Annotated in this window: 20 protein-coding genes and 2 tRNA genes; 9 read left to right on the top strand and 13 right to left on the bottom strand. The window is 56.7% G+C overall.

Annotation, left to right across the window (positions count from 1 at the left end; genetic code table 11):
• Positions 1 to 6 precede the first annotated feature (6 nt).
• The 3 genes from KTT_RS06205 (at position 7) to rbsK (ending at position 2,064) form a co-directional block, all read left to right on the top strand.
• A complete protein-coding gene (locus KTT_RS06205; protein ID WP_126595142.1) occupies positions 7 to 306 on the top strand; it encodes a hypothetical protein in 300 nt (99 codons plus the stop codon).
• Positions 284 to 826 (top strand): hypothetical protein, encoded by a 543-nt coding sequence (locus KTT_RS06200; protein WP_174844781.1) that lies wholly within the window; start codon positions 284 to 286, stop codon positions 824 to 826. The genes KTT_RS06205 and KTT_RS06200 overlap by 23 nt, the downstream gene beginning before the upstream one ends.
• Before the next feature lie 302 nt (positions 827 to 1,128).
• Positions 1,129 to 2,064, top strand: coding sequence for a ribokinase (gene rbsK / locus KTT_RS06195; protein ID WP_160145680.1), 936 nt, complete (start codon positions 1,129 to 1,131; stop codon positions 2,062 to 2,064).
• Positions 2,065 to 2,111: 47 nt separating this feature from the next.
• Here the strand turns inward: rbsK and KTT_RS06190 are convergent, their stop codons facing one another.
• A complete protein-coding gene (locus tag KTT_RS06190; protein ID WP_174844780.1) occupies positions 2,112 to 4,565 on the bottom strand; it encodes a DNA polymerase domain-containing protein in 2,454 nt (817 codons plus the stop codon).
• A gap of 410 nt (positions 4,566 to 4,975) precedes the next feature.
• Here KTT_RS06190 and KTT_RS06185 point away from each other — a divergent pair, with 410 nt between their 5' ends.
• On the top strand, positions 4,976 to 5,803 hold the full coding sequence (locus KTT_RS06185) for a DUF4397 domain-containing protein (protein ID WP_126595140.1): 828 nt from the start codon (positions 4,976 to 4,978) through the stop codon (positions 5,801 to 5,803).
• An 88-nt stretch (positions 5,804 to 5,891) separates the two neighbouring features.
• Positions 5,892 to 6,530 (top strand): class F sortase, encoded by a 639-nt coding sequence (locus KTT_RS06180; RefSeq protein WP_160145679.1) that lies wholly within the window; start codon positions 5,892 to 5,894, stop codon positions 6,528 to 6,530.
• Positions 6,531 to 6,783: 253 nt separating this feature from the next.
• Here the strand turns inward: KTT_RS06180 and KTT_RS06175 are convergent.
• From KTT_RS06175 to KTT_RS06160, 4 genes are all read right to left on the bottom strand, one after another.
• A tRNA-Trp gene (locus KTT_RS06175) sits at positions 6,784 to 6,855 on the bottom strand.
• An 8-nt stretch (positions 6,856 to 6,863) separates the two neighbouring features.
• Positions 6,864 to 6,953, bottom strand: a tRNA-Ser gene (locus tag KTT_RS06170).
• A 590-nt stretch (positions 6,954 to 7,543) separates the two neighbouring features.
• Positions 7,544 to 8,338 (bottom strand): aldo/keto reductase, encoded by a 795-nt coding sequence (locus KTT_RS06165; RefSeq protein WP_126599462.1) that lies wholly within the window; start codon positions 8,336 to 8,338, stop codon positions 7,544 to 7,546.
• Positions 8,339 to 8,526: 188 nt separating this feature from the next.
• On the bottom strand, positions 8,527 to 9,270 hold the full coding sequence (locus KTT_RS06160) for an SDR family oxidoreductase (protein ID WP_126595138.1): 744 nt from the start codon (positions 9,268 to 9,270) through the stop codon (positions 8,527 to 8,529).
• A gap of 168 nt (positions 9,271 to 9,438) precedes the next feature.
• Here KTT_RS06160 and KTT_RS06155 point away from each other — a divergent pair, with 168 nt between their 5' ends.
• Complete coding sequence (locus KTT_RS06155; protein WP_218030842.1) at positions 9,439 to 10,359, top strand: AraC family transcriptional regulator; 921 nt, start codon at positions 9,439 to 9,441, stop codon at positions 10,357 to 10,359.
• A gap of 430 nt (positions 10,360 to 10,789) precedes the next feature.
• Here the strand turns inward: KTT_RS06155 and KTT_RS06150 are convergent, their stop codons facing one another.
• Together KTT_RS06150 and menC are read right to left on the bottom strand one after the other, a co-directional pair.
• A complete protein-coding gene (locus KTT_RS06150) occupies positions 10,790 to 12,328 on the bottom strand; it encodes an o-succinylbenzoate--CoA ligase (RefSeq protein ID WP_235845618.1) in 1,539 nt (512 codons plus the stop codon).
• A 25-nt stretch (positions 12,329 to 12,353) separates the two neighbouring features.
• Complete coding sequence (gene menC, locus KTT_RS06145) at positions 12,354 to 13,517, bottom strand: o-succinylbenzoate synthase (protein WP_160145678.1); 1,164 nt, start codon at positions 13,515 to 13,517, stop codon at positions 12,354 to 12,356.
• A 613-nt stretch (positions 13,518 to 14,130) separates the two neighbouring features.
• Between menC and KTT_RS36080 the strand changes: the two genes are divergently transcribed.
• A complete protein-coding gene (locus tag KTT_RS36080; protein WP_160145677.1) occupies positions 14,131 to 14,295 on the top strand; it encodes a hypothetical protein in 165 nt (54 codons plus the stop codon).
• Between the two features lie 52 nt (positions 14,296 to 14,347).
• On the opposite strand, the gene menB is transcribed toward KTT_RS36080, so the two are convergent.
• From menB to KTT_RS37390, 6 genes are all read right to left on the bottom strand, one after another.
• The gene (gene menB / locus KTT_RS06140) at positions 14,348 to 15,166 is read right to left on the bottom strand and encodes a 1,4-dihydroxy-2-naphthoyl-CoA synthase (RefSeq protein ID WP_126595134.1); all 819 of its coding nucleotides are present in this window, start codon (positions 15,164 to 15,166) and stop codon (positions 14,348 to 14,350) included.
• A 40-nt stretch (positions 15,167 to 15,206) separates the two neighbouring features.
• Positions 15,207 to 16,082 (bottom strand): 2-succinyl-6-hydroxy-2,4-cyclohexadiene-1-carboxylate synthase, encoded by an 876-nt coding sequence (menH, locus tag KTT_RS06135; RefSeq protein ID WP_218030841.1) that lies wholly within the window; start codon positions 16,080 to 16,082, stop codon positions 15,207 to 15,209.
• A gap of 7 nt (positions 16,083 to 16,089) precedes the next feature.
• Positions 16,090 to 17,928 (bottom strand): 2-succinyl-5-enolpyruvyl-6-hydroxy-3-cyclohexene-1-carboxylic-acid synthase, encoded by a 1,839-nt coding sequence (gene menD / locus KTT_RS06130; RefSeq protein WP_126595133.1) that lies wholly within the window; start codon positions 17,926 to 17,928, stop codon positions 16,090 to 16,092.
• Between the two features lie 9 nt (positions 17,929 to 17,937).
• Positions 17,938 to 19,419: an isochorismate synthase gene (locus KTT_RS06125; RefSeq protein ID WP_126595132.1), complete on the bottom strand. Its 1,482-nt coding sequence runs from the start codon at positions 19,417 to 19,419 to the stop codon at positions 17,938 to 17,940.
• A gap of 1,579 nt (positions 19,420 to 20,998) precedes the next feature.
• Positions 20,999 to 21,181: a hypothetical protein gene (locus tag KTT_RS37015; protein WP_235845857.1), complete on the bottom strand. Its 183-nt coding sequence runs from the start codon at positions 21,179 to 21,181 to the stop codon at positions 20,999 to 21,001.
• 105 nt (positions 21,182 to 21,286) lie between these two features.
• The gene (locus tag KTT_RS37390; protein ID WP_268904541.1) at positions 21,287 to 21,811 is read right to left on the bottom strand and encodes a hypothetical protein; all 525 of its coding nucleotides are present in this window, start codon (positions 21,809 to 21,811) and stop codon (positions 21,287 to 21,289) included.
• A 74-nt stretch (positions 21,812 to 21,885) separates the two neighbouring features.
• Between KTT_RS37390 and KTT_RS37005 the strand changes: the two genes are divergently transcribed.
• Both KTT_RS37005 and KTT_RS37505 read left to right on the top strand, forming a co-directional pair.
• Positions 21,886 to 22,173 carry a hypothetical protein gene (locus tag KTT_RS37005; protein ID WP_503826466.1) on the top strand — a complete coding sequence of 96 codons (288 nt, stop codon included), beginning with the start codon at positions 21,886 to 21,888 and terminating at the stop codon, positions 22,171 to 22,173.
• A gap of 399 nt (positions 22,174 to 22,572) precedes the next feature.
• Positions 22,573 to 24,996 carry a BclA C-terminal domain-containing protein gene (locus KTT_RS37505; protein WP_167838168.1) on the top strand — a complete coding sequence of 808 codons (2,424 nt, stop codon included), beginning with the start codon at positions 22,573 to 22,575 and terminating at the stop codon, positions 24,994 to 24,996.
• The last annotated feature ends 24 nt before the right edge of the window (positions 24,997 to 25,020 follow it).

The raw sequence follows: 25,020 nt of genomic DNA, 5'->3' as shown, positions 1-25,020 counted from the left end.
GAGTCTATGGCAACTTATGTACAGCGTATTCATCTAAATCGTCCTATCAACACCCGGTTAATCATCGCTGTGCGCTTTGTCGTCACGGCTGCGGTATCCTGTGTGGATGCGCCGACCGGTACCTACGGTGCCGTTGTTGCGTTCCCGCACCTGATGGCCTCGCAAGAGCAGGGGCTGCATACCGCCAGCCGAGAGGCGGCCACGGTTGGTGTACGCGGGACAGTGGCGATGCGGTTGAGAGTGGTAGACCCGAAATATGCGTCTACTATGAAGGAGTATCACCATGCAGAAAGTCTACCTGCGTAAACCTAAAGCAACAGCAGACTATACAAACCAGCAGGCGAATAAAATATTGCACTTCTCACTTCAGGATTCGTTGCCTGCGGGCCACATCATGGTCCTTAACACGACCTTTGGGACGCTGTCCTACCTGGCCTGCGATGAATTGCATATTCCGCGCCTCCTGAAGCAGGAGCAGTTCACCAATACCGAGATGAACGTTTTGCTACCTCTCCTGGAGCTGTTCCCCTATTATTGTCCTTATGAAGTGCTCTACGCCAATTTCTATAGCGGTGGCAAGGCCAGCGAGGCCGATATCACACGGGCCCGCGAGCACCTGGAAGAGGCGATGGAAGAGGGTAACTGGGATCAAGAGATGCGCCCGGTGCGCTGCGCCCTTTCGCGTACGCGCCTGAAGATGCGCTCATTCAACGTCGATATCTCATCGATCCTGGCCACCGGCTACATCCTGCTCATCTCGGGTCAGCCAGACGAAGAAGAAGAATACGCAGAGCCCCGCAAGGCGGTCGTCGCGGGACGGCGCTAGCGGGTCAGCACCCCAGACTATAAATCGGGCGTAAAGCCCGAACCTACTATGTCCTCCCTGTGCTTTCTGGTTGTGAAGGCGGGGCCGATCCATATCCCACAATGGATCGGCCCCGCTCTTCTTTTTGGGAAATAATCGGACGTGAGGGATAATCGGACGCAAGGTCCGAACTTATGATGAGGGCCGCATTCGATGGGGCTGATCGGAGCATGTGGATAGATTTATTTGCGGCCAGGAGCCTGCTACGTTATGATGTAGGTACCGAAAGCACGATCGCTATGTATAAGAAAGTGAGCGTTGTTATGCCTGCATCAAAACCTGTGCTCGTGGTGGGGAGCTTGAATATGGACCAGGTGGTGCGCGTGCCGCGTCTGCCTGTGATGGGCGAGACCTTGCTGGGGGCGAGCTCGATTACTTTTGTGCCCGGTGGCAAAGGGGCCAACCAGGCGGTGGCTATGGCGCGCCTGGGGGCCCCGGTTCAGATGGCCGGGCGCGTCGGGCAGGATCCCTTTGGTCAGCAATTGAAGGCCGCCCTGGAGGGCGATCAGATCGATACCAGCCTGCTGGTCAGCGACGCGGAGGCGGCCAGCGGCTCGGCCTTTATTTTCTTGAATGAGCAGGGCGAGAACGCCATCGTCGTCTCCTCGGGTGCCAATGGCAACGTCGGCAAAGACCAGCGGCAGATGGAGCATATTTTTGACGCGCTGGCGCAGGCTCAGGCCCTGGTAATGCAGATGGAGATTCCACATGAGACCGTGGAACGTCTGGTGGAGCGGGCCTATAGTCTGCACGTTCCCGTCATCCTCAACCTGGCGCCAGCCTATCCACTACGCAGGGAGACGCTGAGCAAGCTCTCCGTGCTGGTCGTGAATGAGACAGAGGCCAGCCTGCTCAGTGGACAGCCAGTGGAGAGTCTGGACGATGCCCGGCACGTCGGCGCTATCCTCCATGAGCATGGCATCCCTACCGTCGTAATTACCCTGGGCGCTCAGGGAGCCGTCCTGATTAACGCGGACGAGCGGGGGCAGACTAATGTCATGTATCAGCAGGCGCCCCGAGTCAACGTTGTTGATACCACCGCCGCCGGGGATTGCTTTGTCGGCGCGCTCACCGTCGCTCTTGCTGAAGGTCAAACGCCGACCGATGCTCTGCGCTTCGCCATTCGCGCCAGTTCCATCAAGGTGACCCGTTTCGGGGCCCAATCCGGCCTCCCCAGGCGCTCCGACGTGGGAGAATAGAATCGCGAGGGCACGGGCCGCTTCGCAGCAAGCCTGGCACGTACGGGTTAGTTGTGGCGAATCCAGAGCGGCTGGATGCATTCGATGGGCGGGTCGACGTCGAAGAGACTGGGCTGTTGCTCGGCGCGGAAGAGTTGCTCGAAGGCTTCTTTGCTGAAGGCCTTGCTTAGCCGGGCGGCGTATGAGTTGCGCAGCACCTGGACGTAGTGCTCGACGTCGTAGTCGCGGCGATCGGCGATGTCCTGATAGGTGACGAGCGAGGTCTTTGTCTGGGGGGCCACCTTGCCGTCGGCCTGTTCGCGCCAGTCGGTGACGATGGGGGCCTCCTCGGTCTCGTCGGGCAGCCAGACATAGCCCTTGCGCGTGCGATAGAAGCGGACGCGTTCCCCGACGGTCCAGTGGGTGCGTCCGGCGCTGAGCAGGGCCTCGTAGGCAGGTTCCTGGTGGTTGTTGCGCGTCTCCATATAGGTGTCGGGTTCCTTGGTGAGCCTGACTCGCGTAGCCAGGTCCGAGGCCGGCAGGCGGCGATTGCGCAGATCGGAGACGGTTTCCAGGTAGAGGTTGCGAACGCCGACGACGTCTCCCACCATGGCGCAGTGCAGGGCCTTACGCAGGAAGCGTTCACCAAAGGGTTCGGCCCGGCTGGAGCGCAGGGCGACGCCATGAACCAGCAGGCGATTATCATAGGTTAGCAGGGCGTAGTTCTTGACCTCATGGCTGAGCATGGCCCGGTAGCGGCCCTCATACTCCAGGCGAATGCCAGCGGGCAGTTCCGAGGCGATTGAATTGACCAGCTCTTTTTCCTGGGCCGCGCTCCATCCCCTGGGGACCGCGAAATAGACGCCATCTGTATCGGCCTCGATCAGCGCCATGCCGCGCTGGCGCAGGGCATCCAGGATCGAGTTGAGAATGGCCCGACCGCGCCGTGTCACCTCTCCGGCCGCCTTGCCGTCCGCGAACAGCGCCATCTTGCCCGCCCCCATATAGCCATAGGCGGCATTGATCAAGATCTTCATCGCCGCCTGAGTGGCGGCATGGTGATTGCTCTCGACCGAGTGACGCTTGCTCTGACGCGCCATCTCCTTATGTTCCAGGCGCAGATCGGTCAGGCGTCCCAGGATGTTGAGGAAGATTCCCAGGCGATCGCAGGAGGGTCCGATGCGGAAGGTGCGCATTAGCGAGGGATACAGCGAGGCGACGTCGGCCTTGACGACCTGCTCGGCGATGCCGGAGGCGAACAGGTGGACCGCTCCGCCTTCGTGCAGCCCATCCTCGGCGCTCTGCTGGGCCGCCCGATACGGTGGTGCCGCGTCCCGGCGCAGGTAGCTGCGCACCAGGATCGGCTCCAGGATGCCCATGGCCGGACCAGCCGAGGCCAGTCGCTCGTAGCGGCGGGGTGCCATGCCGGCCAGGGCGAAGGGCGCCCCCAGCAATCGTTGCGAGAGGCCATCGACTTCCGTAACGTCATCCATGGCATAGCGGCGCACCAGCTCAGGATCTTTCTGATAGGTCTCAAAGATATCGCTACCCTCGATGTAGACGCGTTGAGGTGAGGCGATGCGAAAATATTTGGCCACATCTTTCAGGCCATAGCTGGGGATATCGCGCACCACGAAATCATGGCGCCGCACCGCGTCCAGCGTATCGATCAGTTCGCGGCCCGCCACGCTGAAGCGTTTGCGCTTGCGGGCCTCGGGCCCAACGGCCAGCGTCTCGAAGTAGCTCTCCAACACCGCCGGACCTCCGGGACGCCCGATCTCCAGCGGCACCTTATTCACAATGGCGCGATGCTCCAGAAAGGACAGATCAAAGGCGAACAGGTTGTGGTTCTCAATTACATCCGGATCGCGCTCACGGATCAGGGCGCACAGCTCATAGATCAGGCGGGCCTCCTCTTCAGGTGTGGCTGCCTCCAACACCTGCTCAAAGCCACGATTGTCGCGGACCGCCACCAGAAAGATACGACCACGATGCGGGTCCAACGCGGTCGTCTCCAGGTCAAACTGCAGCCGGTGAAGATCCTGGTAGGTCATGCCGCGAAAATAAACCTTGCCAGTGCTCATCAGATACTGCTCGACCGGCCCCACGCGATAATAGGCATCGCCCAGTTCATTTAGCGTATTGAACGGCCGGCGCAGACGATGACCAGCCCCCTCCAGAATCGTTCTCTCCAACAGGCGATTATCGCGCGCAAACAACAGATATTTGTAGGAGGAGGCCGGCCCATTCAGCTTGCGATAGCGCAGGACGACCTTGTGGCTGGCATGCTCGTTATAAGGCTGCAGCGCGTCTCCCAGATACTTAACGTCCTGCAGAGAAGTAGCCAGGAGCCAGGGACGATAGTATTCAGCCGAACGCACAATGGTGCCATTCACCCGTCGCCAGATCAGTGCCCGACCATCGCGATGGGCCCAGACCGAAACAATGCCCGGAGTCGGATTCCAGCCAAAGAGGTATTCATCTTCGATTGGGATAGGCGTAGGATCAGTTTGTGTTTGCATAGCCGACTGCACGCTCCTGGTCTATATCATGCGAAGAAAACGTTTGTTCTAATCATACATGAGTTGACCATGAATAACAAGTCCTGGCTCACCTTCTCCGCTGCAATATGAATAGATTTGCATGAATTTCTGCGGGTGGTTAAATAATTTTACAGAATCTCGGGCGTGGTGCCGTCATTACTATGTTCACACGAAATACATACACCACGCCACCTGCTAACTGGTAATGGATTTGAGTGAGCAAGATAGAATGGTCCTATGTATTTCGTGTCGCGCTACAAAGCTGGGGCAAGCCCAGCACCTACAAAGCTGGGGCAAGCCCAGCACCTACGGCCTTGTTTAAGGATGTCGACATCCTGACTTGTCATACGTATGTCTGTTTTACATTTATGAAATGAAAGAGGGAAACAATGAAGATTTTGCAACGATGCCTATCTATCTCTGCTGCGTTAATGGGAATGCTGGCCCTGGTTCTCTTCTCTTCGGCCAGTGCGTTCGCGGCTCCGGCCGATAATGCCTATGTGCGTGTAGTGCATGCCTCTCCTGCGGCCGGTACGGTCGATGTTTTTGTTGACGGCAATAAATTGCTGCCCAACTTCACCTTTGGTACTGTGACCGATTATGTGGCCGTACCGGCTGGCTCGCATAAAATTCAGGTCGCGCCTGCTGGCAAGGGCGCTGATGCCGCTGTCATCAACCAGAGTGTTTCTGTCCAGTCTGGGATGGCCTACACCGTTGCCGCTATTGGCACAAAGGATACTGGCTTTGGCCTGCAGGCTTTTGTAGATGACAACATGTTGTCTGGTGGTATGGCTAAAGTACGTGTCTATCACCTCTCACCCAATGCTGGTCCAGTCAACGTCGCGACCGGTGGCAAGACCGTCATCACCGGCCTGACGTATAAAAATGCCAGCGATTATCTGTCGGTACCGCCAGCTTCCTATACCTTCAATGTGACGGCGACCCAGGCCAATGCTACCGTACCTGTGAGCGCCACCTTAAATAGCAACACCGTCAATAGCGTGTTCGCTATCGGCCTCTATCAGGGTGATCCCGCCCTCAAGTTCGTAGTTGGTGTCGCCACCGGTGTACCTGGCATGCCGCAGACCAGCGGTAATCCCCATACCGTTGCCCCGGCTTCCAGCAATGCTACACTGCCCTGGTTCCTTGGAGCCGTCGCCCTGATCATCGCAGGAGCCGCTGGCTACACCGTGCGCTACGCCCGCGCCCGACGCTAATCTGCTAGAAAAGAAGAGTGATACGCATCCAATCAAAGGATAGATGCGTATCACTTTATGGAGGATCTGCTACAGAAAGGTGTTCGTGATGGTGCGTGTCAATCGTCTGTTGTATGTCGCAATGATGGTTTTTATGTATATCGGCCTGCTCTGTATTTTGAGCGCCTGCGGAGGGAGCACGGTTCAGGCTCAGGTGGTCCGGCCAACACCCCGACCAACGGTGGCGCCGACTCCCACGCCTATGCCACCGACACCGACGCCTGTGCCGGTTGTGCGTGTAGCCGAGCCAGTGCATATCCGCATTCCAGCCATCGGTGTTGACACCGAGGTTGAGCCGGTAGGGGTGTTAGCCAGTGGCAACCTCGATACCCCGCACAGGAACAAATGGGATGGAACAGGTTGGTACGAAAGCGGTCCCCGCCCTGGTGAGAAGGGGAGCGCCGTCATTGATGGGCATGTCGACCGGGATGGAGGCAGTCCAGCCGTCTTCTGGAACCTGCAATACATGAAGCCTGGTGACGAAGTTATCATCACCACCAGTAACGGCCAGCAGCTCCACTTTCGTACCATCAGGAGCGAGGCTATCCCGCCCGATCCCATTCACCTGCAAGGCATCTTTGGTGATAGCAGTGGCACCTATCTTAATCTGATTACCTGCGCCGGCGTCTGGATTCCCAGCCAGGGGCAGACCTCGTTACGCCTGGTTGTTTACACAAAGCTGGCCTGATGGCCGCAGGCCCATATCATATTATTGGGGAACTTGAGCGCCCCCGCACAGGCGTCCGCTGCGCGGCCGCATTGTTTTTTAGAGTGGTGCAATACAACAGGTGGGTGCGAATGCACCCACCTGTTGTATTGCACCACTCTAAAAAACCTTTGAGCACCGTAGGTGCGTAGTGTCAGGGGCCGAAGGCGCGCAACGCCGAGGGACATAAAAAAGAAGACTCCAGCAAACACTTGCCGAAGCCTTCTTTAAGGGGCAGGGGAGACAGGACTCGAACCTGCAACAACACGTTTTGGAGACGTGGACTCTACCATTGAGCTACTCCCCTATGGAGTATGGCGGAGAGGGAGAGATTCGAACTCTCGGAAGGGTTGCCCCTTCAGCGGTTTAGCAAACCGCCGCACTAGGCCACTATGCGACCTCTCCGTGCTTTCGCTTCTCAGGCGGCTCCAGCTATAGACGCTCTTTCAATCTAATCTGCTAAACCGCCGCACGCAACCGGGAAAACCGCTGCTTGCAAGAGAGAATATACCACACCGCAACTGTTCTGTCAACACCCCAACAAGGCAAAAAGAAAGACTACCCGAGAGCAGAGCTTTCAGGTACTAGTCCTGCTGTTGGTCAGACAGCGTGGTCAAGCTACTTCGGAGTTCGCAACAACTGTCTCACTCACTCATGTCTCGGAGAGGTCAACTTCGAGAACTGTAGAGGAGCTAGAAGGTCTTGGCCTGGTTTAGCCCACGAGATGCGCAACGAGCTAGCAACAAGCAAGCAGAAAACAGACAGGAACATCGCTCAAAAGAAAAAGCGATGAAGAAGAGAAAAAAGGTAATACACAGAGAGATATCAATAAAGAGAGTTTGGAGAGCAGAAGGCATCTGGGAAGTGCAAGCGAGGTTGCTGGTGGCATCGTTGTCGCCACACCAGACGCCACCAGCAACAGCGCAGCAATCACGACAGGCAGCGGCAAGGCGTACAGTCCGGTAGCAAGCAAGCCGATCTTTTTCCTTGCGTATTTAATAAGGCCAGCCAAAGAGGCTTTTGTTGGTATCCATGGCTTCGATGTTTCTCATATCTTCATCGCTTAAAGAGAAGTCAAATACCTCTCTGTTTTCCCTCATTCTCTCTTTCCACGACGATTTGGGAATGACAATAATATCATTCTGTATGAAAAACCGTAATATAATCTGAGCAATTGTTTTGCCATAGTTCTTTGCAATGCTCGTTAACATTGGATTTTGAAATATATTGGCCTTTCCCTCGCCAAAGGGAGACCATGACTCTAAATAGACACCATGCTTCTTATAGAAAGCACGTGCATCTTTCTGCTGATAAAACACATGGGTTTCCAACTGACTTACCGCAGGCATAATCTCACAATGATTGATAATCTGCTCAAAATCGCGACCGTAAAAATTGCTGAGTCCTATGGCCCGCACTTTACCCTGCTTGTAATAGTCCTCCATGACTCGGTACGTCGCCAGGTCATTTCCCATGACCCAATGGATCAGAAGCAAATCGATGTAATCTGTCCGCAGCTTTTGTAAAGACGCTTCGATCAAACCGGCAACATTTCTGTTGCTTTGAAGCTTCGTCGTTAGAAAGATGTCCTCTCTTGGAAGACCAGACGCCAGGACAGCCTCGCCGACGCCTGCTTCATTGCCATAATGCTGGGCGGTGTCGATGAGGCGATAGCCTGCCTGGAACGCGTCCAGCACACATCGCCTGGTATCACCAGTGGGTATTTGATACACACCATATCCCAATATGGGCATTTCTACCTGGTTATTCAAGGTGACTGTTTCTCTCATGGTTTCCTCCACCATTGTGCTGTTTTTCTCTCCAGATGCTGTTTCGCTTGCTTGTTGGAACGCCCAATCAGTGCTTTCAGCCATGTTGTTTGTGTGCCCTCTGGTGCGTTGCCTATCATAGCAGCCCCTCTACCCATTTTCCGCTTACGCTGAGAATGGGTAGAGGGGAGCTGAGTGGGAGAAGCACATCACGAGATGTGAGCGGTCGGCCCGATAACGAGTTCGTTCACATCCACATCATCTGGCTGTGCGATGGCATACGCGATGGCACCAGCGATAGCAGACGCCGGAATGATCTGGCGACGATACTCATTCACCACGTATTGTTTCGTTGCCTCGTCCGAAATGTTCTCGGCAAGTTCGGATTCCGTGACACCTGGGGAGACGAGTGTGACGCGAATATGTTGTTGCCCAACCTCCTGTCGCAATGCTCCGGTGATCGCTCTGACAGCATATTTGGTCGCGCTGTACACCGCAGTCGTTGGGCCTGCGGTATAGGCTGCGGTGGAAGCTATATTCACAACGTGACCGAACCCTTGCTCCGTCATGATGGGAAGCCCGGCGGCAATACCATGCAGGACGCCGCGAATATTGACATCAATCATGCGGTTCCATTCATCGATCTTCAATGCCGCAAGGGGGGATAGCGGCATCACACCGGCATTGTTCACGACGACATCAAGGCGTCCGAACTGGCTCATTGCCAGCTGGATGATCTCCTGCACCTGTTCAAGCTCCGTCACATCGAGCCTGTGAGAAACAACCGATCCTCCTTCTGAACGTATGACGGATGCTACGGCTTCCAATCTCTCCAGGCGTCTGGCTCCGATCACCACATGAGCGCCCTGGCTGGCCAGCAGACGTGCCGTCGCTTCGCCGATTCCGCTGCTTGCACCCGTAATGACCACAACTTTTCCTTGAATACTAGACATGTTCTCTCTCTTTCTTTTTCCAGGAATGATAGGTTAACTGCTTAAGACACATCCATGATAGTGCCATTTGGAAGCAAGGCGGTAGCTGAATGATCCAGTGTTCTTGCCTAATCCTCCAAAAGATCATATGATGAAGATCATGAAATCAGAAAATGGGAGATGATAGGCATGGATGAAAGGTCGGTGCAATGGGGGGGAAGCCTGGCACAGGTGGTCGAGCGGTTCGCGAAACAGGATGGTATGCATGAGACGGCGATTCCTGCTTTACGCATTGTTCGTATGTCCCAAATATCTGGGCCAATCCATACCGTCTATGAACCCACCCTGTGTATTGTGGCGCAAGGCTCGAAGGTTGTCACGCTGGGACAGGAGAGCTACCGGTATGATGTCACGAACTATCTGGTGGCTTCTGTCCAGTTGCCGGTTATAGGGCAGGTCGTAGAGGCTTCGTCGGAAACACCCTATTTATGCCTGTATTTACGATTTGACATGGACCAAATTCTCGATGTTCTCCAGGCCTCCGACCAACCAGTGAAGCCCGGCTCTGAATCTGGGCGCGGCCTGGTGATAAGCCGCATGAACGAGACACTCTACGATGCCGCGCTACGACTTGTCCGGCTGCTGGATGCGCCGCAGGATATTCCCGTGCTTGCGCCATATGCGGTCCGTGAGATCATTTATCGAGTCCTCCACAACGAACAGGGCGATGTCATCAAGCAGTTCGCTTTGCGCGGTAGCCATGCGCACCGGATTGGGAAGGTGATGAAGCGGCTTCGCCATGATTTCGCGTTGCCCCTGCATATTGAAGAATTAGCCGCAGAGGCTCAGATGAGCGCCTCGTCCCTGTATTATTACTTCAAGGAAGTCACGGGGATGAGTCCGATACAGTATCAGAAACAGTTCAGACTGCGAGAGGCGCGCCGCCTGCTCCTCTCCGCCCAACTAGAAGCGGCAGATGCCGCGTTCCAGGTGGGCTATGAAAGTCCCTCGCACTTTAGTCGCGAATACGCCCGTATGTTCGGTCTGCCCCCGATCAGAGATATCCAGCGTCTTCGCGATGGGTTGCATGCCAGGGAAACGGTCTTTTAGAGCCAGTTCACATTCCTTTTACCACGCTCCCTCTGTAACAGCTTAGCAGCAAGTGACATGATTACTAGTGGTGGCGATCACGTCTGTTTTGTTCTGTTTTTCCTTTTTGTCTGAACATGCTCTTCACCGTTTGCTTGCTGCCAGTTCGTTGCGCATCTCGTGGGTTTAGAGTATGCTACAAGATTAGCGTGCAGTACAGGAGGTTGATCGAATCGGGTGCCATTTATATTTTTTGCAAAGAGAAAGAAAGGCAACAAGAAAAATGAAAATGCTTCCGTAGATGCCGGGCTTGCCCCGGAAAGCCGGGGCAAGCTCGGCATCTACGGATGGGCGTCCAAATCGTGGGGGGACGGAAAGCCGGGGCAAGCCCGGCACCTACGGATGGGCGTCCAAATCGTGGGGGGACGGAAAGCCGGGGCAAGCCCGGCATCTACGACGATTTGCGTTGTGTTCCTCTTGAGAGGAGGGTAGGGAGCTCGCGGCGCAGGAGCTTGCCGGAGGAGTTGCGGGGGAGCGGTGGGGTGAGGTAGATGGCGCGGGGGACCTTGTAGCGGGCCAGGTGTTGGGTGGCATAGGCGATCAGCTCAGTTGGGGTCAGGGTGCTGCCGGGATGCAGGTGGACGAAGGCGATGGGGACCTGTCCCCATTGGGGATCAGATTGGCCGCAGACGCCCGCCTCCGCGACATCTGGATGGGTCAGGAGGGCGGCTTCGATCTCAGCTGGATAGATATTTTCACCACCCGAGATGATCAGGTCGCTGCGCCGGTCGAGTACATAGAGATAGCCTTCTTCATCCAGGTAGCCGATATCGCCGGTTGCCAGCCAGCCGTCCTGAATGGTGGTCGCTGTGGCGTCGGGACGGTGGTCGTAGCCAGCCGTGATGCTGGGGCCCTTCAGGCAGATGACTCCGGGCTGGTTGGGTCCCACCACCACGCTTTCGTCGACGATGCGCAACTGCACGGGCAGCAGGGGACGTCCGGCCGAGCCGAGCTTGCGCAGAGCGTCGGCGGGCGAGAGTGTGACCGCCTGCGAGCAGGACTCGGTCAGGCCATAGGTCTGGACCACCGGTATGTCGCGGCTGGCGCAATCCTCCAGCAGCGGCCGGGGAGCGGGTCCGCCACCCAGTAGCACACAGCGCAGCGTAGAGGGATAGCGCTGATGGCTGGCGTCCAGTTCCGCCAGCATGCGCTGCAGCATGACAGCCACCACCGAGATGATGCTGACCCCCTGCTCTCGAATCGCCTGGTTGACGAGCGCGGCATCAAACTTCTCATACACGATGATACGAATGCCATAGATGACGTTTTTCATCAAAATGGAGAGCCCGCCGATATGGAACAGCGGCATGCACAGCAGCCAGCAATCGCTCTCGCCCTGGTGTCCTAGATTGAGGGCCGAGCCGACGGCGTTCCACCACTGCATCTTGTAGGTAATGATCACGCCCTTGGGGATGCCGGTCGTGCCTGATGTATACATGATGGCGTGCGTGGCCTCCAGATCGATCTCGTCGAGCAGGGGCGCGTGCTGATCGGGGGTGACGTTGTGCAGTGACACGTGGCGCGTAGCTGTCTCTAGCTGGAGCCGGGCCCTGGTCAGGGTTGGCAGCGCTTGCTGAATAGCGGCGGCCCGCTCCGTGTAGGTGCTATCGCTGAGCAGCGCCATAGCCTCCACGTCGCGCAGCAGCCAGAGCTGTTCCTCCAGGGTCAGACGGACGTTAAGCGGGACCAGGATCGCGCCCAGGCGGATCAGGGCGTGCACGCAGACCACGAAGGGGACGCCATTGCTGGCTAGCAGCGCCACGCGGCTGCCTTGCTTGATGCCCAGCGCCGCCAGCTGTTGGGCCAGCTGCAGCGCCTGCAGATTCAATTCCGCGAAGGTCCATGCTATTTCCGGTGTACTGATGGCCAGCTTGCGTGGTGTATTGTCCGCGCAGCGCTGTAGCCAGTTGGGAAGGTGTGTGCTATTCACTTTTATGCCTCTACCTTGTAAATAACTAATGTGATCCGGCGTATCTTGCCAGGGTTGCCTGATCCAGGTGTATACCCAGGCCGGGAGTGGCGGGAGGCTCCATGTGACCGTTCTGGATCGGGAGCGCTTCCTGAATGAGATCATCGGTCAGCAGCGGCAGAGTGGCCAGTCCACATTCCAGTGTGATCTCGGGCATGGCCGCCGCCAGGTGCAGGGCCATGACGACGCCGATGCCGGTCTCGATGGTGCTGGTAATCACGCAGCGCACGCCATGGGCAGTCGCCTCGCGCACCATGCGCTGGCTCTGGCGCGGACCTCCGGCGAGTTGAGGTTTGATCACAAAGATCCCGGCCGCGTTCCTGGCCAGGACACGCCTGGCGCTTGCCAGATCAGAGAGCACCTCGTCGGCGGCGATAGAGATTGGTACCACACGGCGCAGGGCCGCCATTCCGGCCAGGTCCGTTCTTGGCAACGGCTGCTCTACATACTGGATGCTCCAGAATTCACATGAAGATAGAATCGAGCGTGCCAGTTCAAAATCCCAGGACTCATTGGCATCCAGGCGCAGGTGGATAGAGGGACCCAGCGCGGCCCGTACGGCCGTCAGCAACTCAACGGTCTGCCGCAGCTGTGGCCCCACCTTGAGCTTGATGCAGGTGAAACCCTGAGCGACCGCCTGTCGGGCCTGAGCGACCGCCGCCGCAACATCCTGCGCGCCGATGACTGTATTGACTGGTACGCTCGTGCGTACCTGAGAGGCGGCCCGTTCCAGGTCCTGTGTGGAAGGCGGCTCTATAAGATCGGGAAGGGCGAGCAGGGTCGTCAGCGAGCACTGATAGTGCTGACCCAGCGCATCCAGCACGGCCGTCTCTAATCCGCAGCGTGCCGCCGTAGGAAGCGTATCTTGCAGTTGATCGAGCAGCGCCAGGGCATCTGACAGTACCAGTCCCTGCAGACGCGGAGCGACGAGCGGCAGACAATCCATCACATCCTGCAGTGTTCCCCCGCTGAACTCAGGCAGAGGGGCGCACTCGCCGATCCCGACCGTACCTGAGCTCGTATGTAGCTCAACGATGATCCCGGCACGCGTTACCAGGCGCTCATGCGCGCTGCTAAAGCTGCCGTGCAGAGGTACCCGGTACGGCGTCCATCTCATCCTCTCAACGGTTGGTTGCCTGGGCGTGCTCAATTTATTCCCCTTTGTATTTTGCCATGCCTGCAACATTTCAAAAGCCCAATCCCGTAGGTTCGGCCCTTGCGGCCGATTGCCGCGAAGCGGCCCCGTGCCCCGACGCGAACATTCCCACCAACGGGACCACCTTCCCTCTCAAAAAGGCGCCAGCGTGGTATGTTGAACGTATTGGCCCTTGCGGCCGATTGCCTCTCCGTGCACAATAATACCGACGAATATTATATGTTTAAGAACGTGTCTGACTCTCATGCTGATGGCCTGCGGCCTGCATGGGTTTTCGCGCCTCCGGTGCTCAGAATTCCTTTATGAGTTGGTGCAGCTGGCGCGCGGAGGCGCGCCAGCTGCACCAACTCATAAAACCGGTGCGGCCGCGTAGCGGACGCGAGTGCGGGGGCGCGCATGCACCCCCAACATGACGGAAGTCAGACACATTTTAAGAAGCGTAATCAATCGGTTGAGGAGAAATTGGCCGCAAGGGCCGAACCTACGGGATCTCTTTCCCCCGATGACGTTATGGGTGCGCAATTGGCTTACATTGTCATGATAATGTATTGAGTTGTGTTCGTTATATAACAAAGAGAGAGATGTTGGAAAGTAGGAGGTAGATTGTATGCGAAATATGCCACCGCACAGGAGGCCAGGAGTCGTTCCCCAGCGACCCACCATTCAGCCACTTAATATTCAAAGATTGCTGGGGGTGTTGTTGGGCGCTTCGCTTATGTTGCTGGGATTTCTGGGCCTGTGTTATTGTATCTTCCTCTACTTCCATCACTGATCCACTGTTGGGTAAAGGGGCAAGCGCTCGCTTGCCCCTTCGTTTTGCCTTATTATGGGAGGCGTGGGAATTTTGAGAAGTCGGGTTTGCGCTTCTCCAGGAAGGCATTCTTGCCTTCTTTGCCTTCTTCGGTCATGTAGAAGAGCATGGTAGCGTTGCCGGCCAGCTCCTGGATACCTGCCAGGCCATCGGTATCGGCATTGAAGGCGGACTTCAGGAAGCGGATAGCGATCGGGCTCTTCTCCAGGATCTCTTTGGCCCATTTCACGGTCTCTTCTTCCAGCTGGTCCAGGGGGACGACGGTGTTAATCAGTCCCATATCCAGCGCCTGCTGGGCGTCGTACTGGCGGCAGAGGTACCAGATCTCGCGGGCTTTTTTATGACCAACCACGCGGGCCATGTAGGTGGCGCCCCAACCAGCGTCGAAGCTGCCCACGCGGGGACCGGTCTGACCGAAGCGAGCGTTGTCGGCCGCGATCGTCAGGTCGCAGAGCAGTTGCAGGACGTGGCCGCCGCCGATCGCGTAGCCCGCGACCATGGCGATAACGGGTTTGGGCAGGTATTTGATTACCTTCTGCAGCTCAAGGGCATTCAGACGAGGCACGCCGTCGCCGCCGACATAGCCGCCCTCGCCACGTACGCGCTGGTCACCACCGGAACAGAATGCCTTCTCACCCTGGCCTGTGAAGATAACCACGCCGATCTCCGCGTCCTCGCGGCAGAGGATGAAGGCATCGATCAGCTCATCCAGCGTTTCCGGGCGAAATGCGTTGCGCACCTCAGGACGATTGATGGTGATTTTGCCCATCCCCTCGGCCTTTTCAAAAATAATATCTTGATAATCACGAACTTTTTGCCATTCAACTGACATGATCATAGTCTCCTTAATTCTAAATTTATCTTCTCTCCTATTATGGCACAGAGCGACAGAATGTGTAGACAAGCTGCTCGAATTCCTCGGGTTGCTCCATGTGTATGGTATGACCGGCGCCCGGGACGATGTGGTGCCGGGCCTGGGGAAAGCGCTCGACCATATCGCGAGCGACGGCGCAGAACTTTTGATCCTCCTCACCGGTAAGCAGGAGGACCGGGACCGTAATGGTCCCCAGGCGATCGTGGATGGCCGGCTGCGCGCCGGTACCTACACCGCGCAGGCTATTGGCCAATCCACGTGGACTATTGCGCAGGCGCTGTTGACGCAGGGCCTCGCGTACCCTGTATGGCAGTTTCCCCTGGGTGGCGAAGATCGGGCGACGCTCCCAATAATTCACAAACGCCTCGATCCCATAATCTTCGATGCAATTGGCGAGCGCCTCGTCGCTACGACGGCGCTGCTCGCGTTCCTCAGGGGAGGATAGTCCTGGTGATGCACTTTCCAGCAGCAAGGCCCTGAAATAGCCCGAGAGAGCCGTATAGAGGGCGATGCGGCCACCCATTGAGTAGCCAACCAGGACCGCCTGTTCCGCGCCGATTCCAAGGGTGCGCAGGGCTGCCACAATATCTTCCTGACAATGCTCTATGGAATAACGATGGGGGTCATCGGGCACACTGGAACAGCCATGCCCGAGCATCTCCAGGGAGATGACATGCATGCCGCGCTCGGCTAAATGTTTTAGCAGGAGGCCCCAGTTGGTCGCGCACCCGGTGAAACCATGGATAAAGACCACCGTCGGTTGCCCGGAGCCTTCACCCTCGTGCCGGTCCATCTGGAGGCAACCCATATGTATTCCATTGACCTCAATCTGCTGCACACCAGCTACTTGAAGATCGGGGCGTTGCATTCCCATTGTTTGCTTAGTCCTCCTGATTACGGAGCGCACTTTCGACCGCCTGCCATAGCTGGCGATGCATAGCTACATTGCTGGCGCGCTCGGTGCGCAGCTCAATCACATGCAGCCCACGCGCGGCGATGCCATGCTGAAAGGCCTGGCGGAAGGCGCTCCAGTCCGCTGGCCGCTGATAGGTCCCCCCATACATCTGTACGACCGGCTGAAAGTCGAGCCCGGTCGGGGTACCAAACAACTGTTCAAAGTGATCTGGATAGGCGGCCTGTGGTAGGAATGAGAAGATGCCACCACCATCATTATTGATTAAGATGATCACCAGGTCCAATTGGTGTAATCGCGCCGCCAGCAATCCGTTGAGATCGTGGAAGAAGGACAGATCGCCGATGACCAGTACCGTGGGGGTAGAGGATTGTTTGCCCGCACTAACCCCCAGGGCGCTGGAGATGACGCCGTCGATGCCGTTGGCGCCACGATTGCCAAGCGTGGCGACGCTCTGTGGGCCGCCCCAGTAGAATGTATCCATATCGCGGATCGGCATGCTGTTGCCGGCGAAGAGGGTTGAGTCCTCGGGCAGCAGATCGGCCAGCTCGGTAAAGACGCGTCCCTCAAAGGGGGCCTGGAAATCCTGGATGGCGGCCCGCAGGGTCTGGCGCGTCACGCGATCGGTGCGCAGCCAGCTCGATAGCCAGCTATCGTCATGTACCGGGCGATCCTGTTTCCGCTGTGCCAGGAGCGCTGTTAGCTCTGCGCAGAAGGTAGCCGGATGGGTATGAATCAGTTGCGAGGCCAGTTGCGTCGGCTCGTTCCACTCCCCCAGTCCATCGACGATGATCTGAGGACAGTCGGCATAGCGCTTCAGATAGAGCAGGAACGGTTTGGCGACCGGCATCGCGCCGAAGCGGATGATCAGCTCTGGTACGAAGCGCCGCGTAAAGGACTCAAGGCGCAGGAAGGCGTCATAGCTGCTGATGATCAGATCCTGCTCGTGCGCGCCACCGCGCAGCTGCGACAGTGGATCGGCCAGGATCGGATAGCGCAGGATGCGCGCCAGTGCAAGCAGAGGCTGCGTCAGAGAGGGATCAAATGATGGTCCGACCACGATCAGTCCATGGGAGATGGAACTGGCTTGCTCGGCGATTCGCTCCATCTCTGCGGCCGGGATACCACCCGGGAGGGCATCGTTGACACGGATATAGGGTGCGTTGTCGGGCCGGCCCTGCCAGAGGATGGGATCGCGCTTCTCAACGGGTGGCAGGGGCTGATCGGGCAGGGCGGCGGGTGTCAGCGGCTCGCGGAACGGCAGATTGAGATGGACCGGTCCGGCTGGTACCGCGCTGGCCAGCGCCGCGACCCTGTCGGCCAGCGTACGGATATAGCGTAGCGCCTCGTTGCTGGCCTCAGGCAGGGCCACCTCAACGAACCACTTGACGTGCGTCCCATAGAGGCGATTCTGATCGATGGCCTGCGGAGCGCCGGTCTCGCGTAGCTCATGAGGACGATCGGCGGTCAGGACCAGCAGTGGTACGTGGGTCAACTTCGCCTCGGCGATGGCCGGCAGAAAGTTGGCCGCCGCCGTTCCCGAGGTGCAGACCAGCCCCACCGGACGCTTTAATTGTTTTGCCATGCCCAGCGCGAAGAAGGCCGCCGAGCGCTCATCCACATGCATCCAGGCCTTGAGAGAAGGATGGGCCGCGATCGCCATCGCCAGCGGTGTAGAGCGCGAGCCCGGGCAGATCACAATATTGTGGACCCCCGAACGCTGTAATTCGTCGATAAATGCATTGACATAAGCATACGTAGGATTCGCTGCCAGGAGCGGATCGCTACTTGTTTGTAGCTGTACCATAGAACTTTCTCACAATTCTCCTCCGAGACCACGTAGCATTACCTGCAGCTTCAGGCAAGACTCCTGATACTCGCTCTCGGGATCGGAATCGGCCACGATACCACAGCCCGCGAAGAGCGTGGCCCGCTTGCCATCGACCAACCCTGAGCGTAGCGCCACCGCGAACTCGCCATTACCGCCGGTCCCGATCCACCCGATCGGGCCCGCGTACCAGCCGCGATCCAACTGCTCATCTTCACGAATGGCGTCCAGCGCTGGCAGGCGTGGATAGCCACCGACCGCCGGAGTCGGGTGGAGATCCTCGATAGCCTCCAGGATGCTGTGTCCCGGCTTCAGATTCCCCATGATCGGCGTCTCCAGGTGCTGGATATTTTTGAGCTTCAGCAGGCGTGGAGCATCTGCTACCCAGACGCGCGAACAGAGGGAAGAGAGGGCATCGCGGATCGTTGTCACCACAAAATTATGCTCACCCTGATTCTTCTCGCTCTTGAGCAGTTCCTCACCAAAGCGGCGATCCTCTTCCTCGGAAGTCCCGCGTGGAGCTGAACCGGCCAGCGCCATCGTCTGAATCTCTCCATCCTCGCTGCATACCAGCCGCTCGGGGGTCGCGCCCATAAAGTAGCGCGTGCCCCGCTGGATGGCGAACACATAGGCGCTGGGATAGGATTGGCTCAGGCGTCGCAGCGTGCCATCGATATCAAACTTCTCTTCCTGCTCCACTTGCACGCCACGGGCCAGTACCACCTTCTCAAAGGCGCCCGCGCGGATCTTCTTTACCGCCTGCGCCACCTGTTCTTTCCACCGCTCGGCCGGCAGTATATCCTGTGTCCTCATCTCGCCGGACCGCTGCGCCGCCTCTTCCACAGGCTGATCGATTCCGCTTTGCAGAGCCTGGGCCAGGCAGCGTACCGTTTCCACTACCCTATCGGTACGCTGCTCAACGTCATCGTCCGCGTCGATCAACGCATTGATGGTCAGGGCAGCTTTATCTTCATCAGCATGGAAGAGCAAGTGGGGGAGGATCAGCAGGCCATCCGGGAAACCTTCCCATAGATCGGTATGGGGTGTCAGGGTGTCAAACATAAAGCCGCCCAGCAGCACAGGGCCCGAGGTATAGGGAGGCAGATCGGACGAAATTTTCTCGATAATCGCGTGCTGGCGTAGCTCGCGCCAGGCGGTGGCCGCCGTCGTTACCCGTTCGGGACCGGCCGTTTCAATCACTGTTGCCTCTCCAATACCGACCAGTGCTCGCTTATCGGCCGCGCGCGCCCAGAAGAAGCGATTGCCCAGGTCAAGATGCTGGAACATGCGAAACACCACCTGTGGATCGTGGGCGGTCATGGGAAGGGTAATGCTGACCAGAATCTGACGTTCTAGCTGGCTCGCGCGCTCCCTGGCCTGTTGGAACGTCGTTAGCAAATGGTCTCGGTCGTAGAGAGGGGACCCCGCATGTTTTGTGTTATACGCATTATCAGTAAAAGTTATATCCATTCAACTCACCAGAAGTATCACTGATTATTATATCGAAAGAGACCATGCGACCATAGTAGAATATACTCATCTATGAGCCAGACGGTGTGGGCTGGGAGATGGAGAGGGAGAGAGAACAGCAGGATCACACAGCTTGTTTCTGATCCTCCGCATATCCATACCACCGTTGACAACTCTCGATCTAGCCACCGGGCCGCATAGCAGTCACACCCAAAGGGACCAGCAACATAAGTATTTCTAGAGATAGCAGAGGTATGACCGAATGGGGCGACATACTGCGGTGGTAGAGAAGCCGAAGCCAAAGCAGCGCCTGTAGTATTATAGCACGTCATTGAAAAACAAACCAAAGAGGGAAATGTGGAGAAATATTTCTTCAGCGAAGCGGACTCATCCTTGCTGCAAGTGTCGGACGATCGAGTGATGGTGCCGCGTGATCTGGTGGTAGGATAGCACGAGAAGACTGGAAAGTCAATAGCTGCAAAATAAGCAGCAGATAGCGACATAATATTTTTTTTGTGGTTGAGAAGCTAGCGGCGGGGTAACGGTTATCGATTATCGTAATCGCTAAAGTTAATAAAAATATAATAATTAAATATATATTACGATATCGATATCGATAGGGAAGGAGACTCAAGTCTCCCATCCGGGTCTTCAGGTCTCCCATTTCATGCGACGGGTCTCCCATTGAGCTCGAAAAACCTCCTTTTTGATGGCAAAGAACTGCCCGATAGGTCCCCCATTTAAGCGACGGGTCTCCTTTTGAAAAGTCAGGTCTCCCAAATTAGCCGACGGGTCTCCCATTGCGAAAAGTTCAGGTCTCCCAAATTAGCCGACGGGTCTCCCATTTTTTTGACGGGTCTTCATTTGCGCAAGGTGTACGAACGGTTAAGAAACGCCCTGGCTGGTAATGGGTCTCCCATTTTAGTCGAAGGGTCTCCCGGTGAGCATGACACTGATATGCCATTCTAATTGCTTTATACAGGCCCATAGATCGAATAAGTTGTATATTGGTTCGAGTCAAATGGGCTAGCCCACTTGGGGGTATATCATCCTCAGCATATTTTTGCTTTTCAGTCTTTTCTTTAGCCAAAAAATTTTTAAATTAAATAGATCTCGTTAAATGACTTATACCATAGAAATTTCATATAAATCTAAAACACTCTCTTTTCATAATATGTATATTTTATATAGGAGGTGGAGCTTTTAACAGTATGTTATCTTATGCTGAAAAATCATTAAAGCCTCTCATCTGTTTGTATTCCGTTCGGCAAGTATTGATTGTTCATGTGCGATCAATGCTTCATCAAGGAAGGAATAGCATCTATGAAAAAGGTGGATCGCCACCGCAGGTCCCCATACAAATGTCCCCGCATTGGCATACACCTGGCCAGTTCGTTTCTCATGGCCGGAGCCCTGTTTACACTACCCATGATGGGCGCCCATGCAGATGCGACAAGGACATCAGACCACAGCTATGAACATGCTCGCACCCACACCATGGTTTCTACACTGGTAGATCCTCAACACGTCTCCGGCTTCGTACAAGCAAATGTGGATCTCCATAGTGGTGCTTCCGGGGTCAAACATCACACCTCAAGTCCGGATTATGTGGAGCAGATAGGGCCATCGGGACCATCCGGGCCCTCAGGGCCATCGGGACCTCCAGGACCACAAGGTCCCCTTGGTCCAGCAGGGCCAGCAGGACCTGCTGGCCCTGCTGGAGCTGTTGGTCCGGTTGGACCGCAGGGTCTCCAGGGACCACAAGGTCCTGCGGGTCCTCAGGGAATCCAGGGGCTCACCGGACCAACTGGAGCAAGAGGCCCTGTTGGTCCAAGAGGTCCCTCTGGACCTAGAGGACCTCGGGGTTTCACCGGTCCATCAGGCCCCCAGGGTTTACAGGGTGATATGGGCCCGGCTGGCCCAGAAGGGCCATCAGGTCCATCAGGCCCCCAGGGTCTACAGGGTGATATGGGCCCGGCTGGTCCAGAAGGCCCGTCCGGTCCATCAGGCCCACAGGGAGATACCGGTCCCCAAGGGCTACCGGGTGACGTAGGTCCATCAGGACCACAAGGTGACGTAGGTCCATCAGGACCACAAGGTGACGTAGGTCCATCGGGACCACAAGGTGACGTAGGTCCATCGGGACCACAAGGTGATGTCGGCCCACAAGGACCGGAAGGCCCATCAGGTCCATCAGGCCCACAGGGAGATACTGGCCCACAAGGGCTGCCAGGTGAAATGGGCCCAGAAGGCCCATCAGGCCCACCAGGCCCACAGGGAGATACCGGTCCCCAAGGCCCGTCAGGACCGGAAGGCCCATCTGGACCTCCTGGAACAGCGGTATCGGATGTATATGGTGAAGTGTATAGCACCACCGCGCAAACGATACCATTGGAGGGTGCCGTATCTTATGACCAGAATGGAATCATAACTTCAGGGATTACTCATACTCCAGGAAGTTCTGATGTGGTCATACAGACACCTGGCGTCTACAAAATAGAGGTGAATGTCCAGACGGCACAACCCAGCCAGTTCTCCATCTATGTCAATGGCGCGCTTGTCCCAGGTACTACATTTGGCTCTTTCTCTGGCACATCGATAACGCATGGTGCATCGTTCGTTAGCCTGCAAGCAGGCGATGTGGTTACTCTTGTCAACCATGCATCGCTGGATGCTGTTCAACTTCAGGTTAATCCGGGTGGTACGGAGGCCGCGGTCAACGCATCCATGACTCTGCAGAGGGAAAATGACTGATTGCCTGGCAAAGTAGGATACTGGTAACTATGATGCCAGATAATCAGGGTACCGCGAGGGCGTATGTGTGTAACACCATACACACATACGCCCTTTTTCTTCTGATAATAAAGTTCTGTATGCACGATAAAAGGAAAAGTTGCTTTTAGATCTTATGAATACCTTATTGTTCTACTTAAAATACAAAATTTTGTTGGTATTATATGCATATAAAGTTATTTATATAAAATATCCATTTGGTGAACTAATTATATTTAATAGAGGAGGTAAAGCTTTTAGTAGGCTAATTATCTGAATGCTGAAAAATCTTATTAAAACCTCTTATCTGTTTGTATTCCGTTCGGCAGGCGTTGATTGTTCACGTGCGATCAATGCTTCATCAAGGAAGGAATAGCATCTATGGAAAAGGTGGACCGCCACCACTGGCTTCCACGCAAATGTCCCAGCATGCGCAGGCGCCTGGGCGGCACATTTGTGGCCGCCATTATCCTGTTCACGCTGTCTGTGACTGGCACCCATGCAAGTGCGGTGAAGGCATTGCAAAGCAGCCATGAGCATTCCCTCACTCGCGCTACGTCTAGCCCATCGGTAAATCAACCCCCTATTAGTAATTCTGTAAAAACAGGAAATCCTGTAAAAACAGACAAAAAAGCCCTATGTACTTGTACGCCTGTTCAGGCTAAGACCAGCTTGAGCAAAAATCTCATTCGAGCAGCAACTCCCGTAGTACAGTCAACACCATCAGGACTACAAAGCTCCTCAAATCCCACACAAGGTGGATGTTGCTGTTGCTGCCCCTGGGGAACACAGGGACCTCCGGGCCCGCAAGGCCCACAAGGACCTCAGGGTCCCCAGGGTCCACAAGGCCCACAGGGACCGCTAGGACCGCAAGGATCTACAGGTCCCACAGGTCCACAAGGCAATCCCGGTCCTACAGGACCTCAGGGTCCTATTGGACCAGCTGGTTCCACCGGACCAGCCGGTCCAGAAGGGCCATCAGGTTCGCAGGGTCTACAGGGTGACATGGGTCCAGTCGGTCCAGAAGGGCCATCAGGTCCGCAAGGAGATGTTGGCCCAGCAGGACCAGAAGGGCCATCAGGTCCGCAGGGTCCGCAGGGCCTACAGGGTGACATGGGCCCGGTTGGTCCAGAGGGTCCATCAGGTCCGCAGGGAGATATTGGCCCAGCAGGACCAGAAGGCCCATCAGGCCCGCAGGGCCTACAGGGTGACATGGGCCCGGTCGGTCCGGAAGGGCCATCAGGCCCGCAGGGTCCGCAGGGCCTACAGGGTGACATGGGTCCAGTCGGTCCGGAAGGGCCATCAGGCCCGCAGGGAGATATTGGCCCAGCAGGACCAGAAGGCCCATCAGGCCCGCAGGGTCCGCAGGGCCTACAGGGTGACATGGGTCCAGTCGGTCCGGAAGGGCCATCAGGTCCGCAAGGAGATGTTGGCCCAGTCGGTCCGGAAGGGCCATCAGGTCCTCAGGGCCCGCAGGGTCTACAGGGTGACATGGGTCCAGTCGGTCCGGAAGGGCCATCAGGCCCGCAGGGTCCGCAGGGCCTACAGGGTGACATGGGTCCAGTCGGTCCGGAAGGGCCATCAGGCCCGCAGGGAGATATTGGCCCAGCAGGACCAGAAGGCCCATCAGGCCCGCAGGGTCCGCAGGGCCTACAGGGTGACATGGGTCCAGTCGGTCCGGAAGGCCCATCAGGTCCGCAAGGAGATGTTGGCCCAGTCGGTCCGGAAGGGCCATCAGGCCCGCAGGGTCCGCAGGGACTGCAGGGTGACATGGGTCCAGTCGGCCCATCAGGCCCATCAGGCCCGCAGGGAGATATTGGCCCAGCAGGACCAGAAGGCCCATCAGGTCCTCAGGGCCCGCAGGGTCTACAGGGTGACATGGGCCCGGTCGGTCCGGAAGGGCCATCAGGTCCGCAGGGAGATATTGGCCCAGCAGGACCAGAAGGGCCATCAGGTCCATCAGGTCCGCAGGGTCTACAGGGTGACATGGGCCCGGTCGGTCCGGAAGGGCCATCAGGCCCGCAGGGTCTACAGGGTGACATGGGCCCGGTCGGTCCGGAAGGGCCATCAGGTCCGCAGGGAGATATTGGCCCAGCAGGACCAGAAGGGCCATCAGGCCCGCAGGGCCTACAGGGTGACATGGGCCCGGTCGGTCCGGAAGGCCCATCAGGCCCGCAAGGCCCGGCTGGCCCACAGGGTCCATCAGGTCCCCAGGGCCCGGCTGGCGCGACGATTACTCAGGAGTACGCGAACATTTACAATACATCTGAGGAGACCGTAACAGTTGGAAGTGCAATAACTTTCGATACAAATGGCGTGATCTCCTCGGGTATCCAGCATGAGGCTAGGGGTTCTAGTGTGACTGTGACTGATGCTGGCATTTATAGCATCAGGACGGACATCCAGACGAACGAGGCCAGTCAGTTCAGCATTGATATCAATGGTGTACCGGTTCCAGGCAGCAGGTTTGGAAAATCCAGTGGTTCGCAGCTTACACATGGAGAAGTGATCGTTTCTCTAAACGTAAATGATGTGATTACAGTGGTTAATGATACGTCAGCCACTGATGTCACACTGCTAACCACAGCTGGTGGCTCACAAACGACGGTTAACGCCAGTTTGAACATCCACAAGTATGACAACCTGCCTTCAGGTTCATCCGGAATAAGCACCAACCGTCCGCCTTCCTCCGGAAGCTCTGGTGGTAACCAACCGCCCTCGGCCGGGACGGGGACCTGCCCATCGTATCCGTATAGGACTTGTAATGTAACGTTGAATATTCCACCACCTCCTCCGTTCTGGTAATAACAGAACCAGCTCGAAGGATGC

The organism is Dictyobacter aurantiacus, assembly GCF_003967515.1.
In the GTDB taxonomy this organism is placed as follows: Bacteria; Chloroflexota; Ktedonobacteria; order Ktedonobacterales; family Ktedonobacteraceae; genus Dictyobacter; species Dictyobacter aurantiacus.
Note: the sequence above shows the minus strand (reverse complement) of the source record. Positions and strands in the feature narration are given on the sequence as shown.

Coding starts and splice junctions, on each gene's coding strand:
- KTT_RS06185 (WP_126595140.1), top strand. CDS start 4,976: ATGAAGATTTTGCAACGATGCCTATCTATCTCTGCTGCGTTAATGGGA.
- KTT_RS06125 (WP_126595132.1), bottom strand. CDS start 19,419: ATGGATATAACTTTTACTGATAATGCGTATAACACAAAACATGCGGGG.
- menD (WP_126595133.1), bottom strand. CDS start 17,928: ATGGTACAGCTACAAACAAGTAGCGATCCGCTCCTGGCAGCGAATCCT.
- KTT_RS06165 (WP_126599462.1), bottom strand. CDS start 8,338: ATGAGAGAAACAGTCACCTTGAATAACCAGGTAGAAATGCCCATATTG.
- KTT_RS06180 (WP_160145679.1), top strand. CDS start 5,892: ATGGTGCGTGTCAATCGTCTGTTGTATGTCGCAATGATGGTTTTTATG.
- rbsK (WP_160145680.1), top strand. CDS start 1,129: ATGCCTGCATCAAAACCTGTGCTCGTGGTGGGGAGCTTGAATATGGAC.
- KTT_RS06155 (WP_218030842.1), top strand. CDS start 9,439: ATGGATGAAAGGTCGGTGCAATGGGGGGGAAGCCTGGCACAGGTGGTC.
- KTT_RS37390 (WP_268904541.1), bottom strand. CDS start 21,811: ATGGTATCGTTTGCGCGGTGGTGCTATACACTTCACCATATACATCCG.
- KTT_RS36080 (WP_160145677.1), top strand. CDS start 14,131: ATGCGAAATATGCCACCGCACAGGAGGCCAGGAGTCGTTCCCCAGCGA.
- menB (WP_126595134.1), bottom strand. CDS start 15,166: ATGTCAGTTGAATGGCAAAAAGTTCGTGATTATCAAGATATTATTTTT.
- KTT_RS37505 (WP_167838168.1), top strand. CDS start 22,573: ATGGAAAAGGTGGACCGCCACCACTGGCTTCCACGCAAATGTCCCAGC.
- KTT_RS06200 (WP_174844781.1), top strand. CDS start 284: ATGCAGAAAGTCTACCTGCGTAAACCTAAAGCAACAGCAGACTATACA.
- menH (WP_218030841.1), bottom strand. CDS start 16,082: ATGGGAATGCAACGCCCCGATCTTCAAGTAGCTGGTGTGCAGCAGATT.
- KTT_RS06205 (WP_126595142.1), top strand. CDS start 7: ATGGCAACTTATGTACAGCGTATTCATCTAAATCGTCCTATCAACACC.
- KTT_RS06160 (WP_126595138.1), bottom strand. CDS start 9,270: ATGTCTAGTATTCAAGGAAAAGTTGTGGTCATTACGGGTGCAAGCAGC.
- KTT_RS06190 (WP_174844780.1), bottom strand. CDS start 4,565: ATGCAAACACAAACTGATCCTACGCCTATCCCAATCGAAGATGAATAC.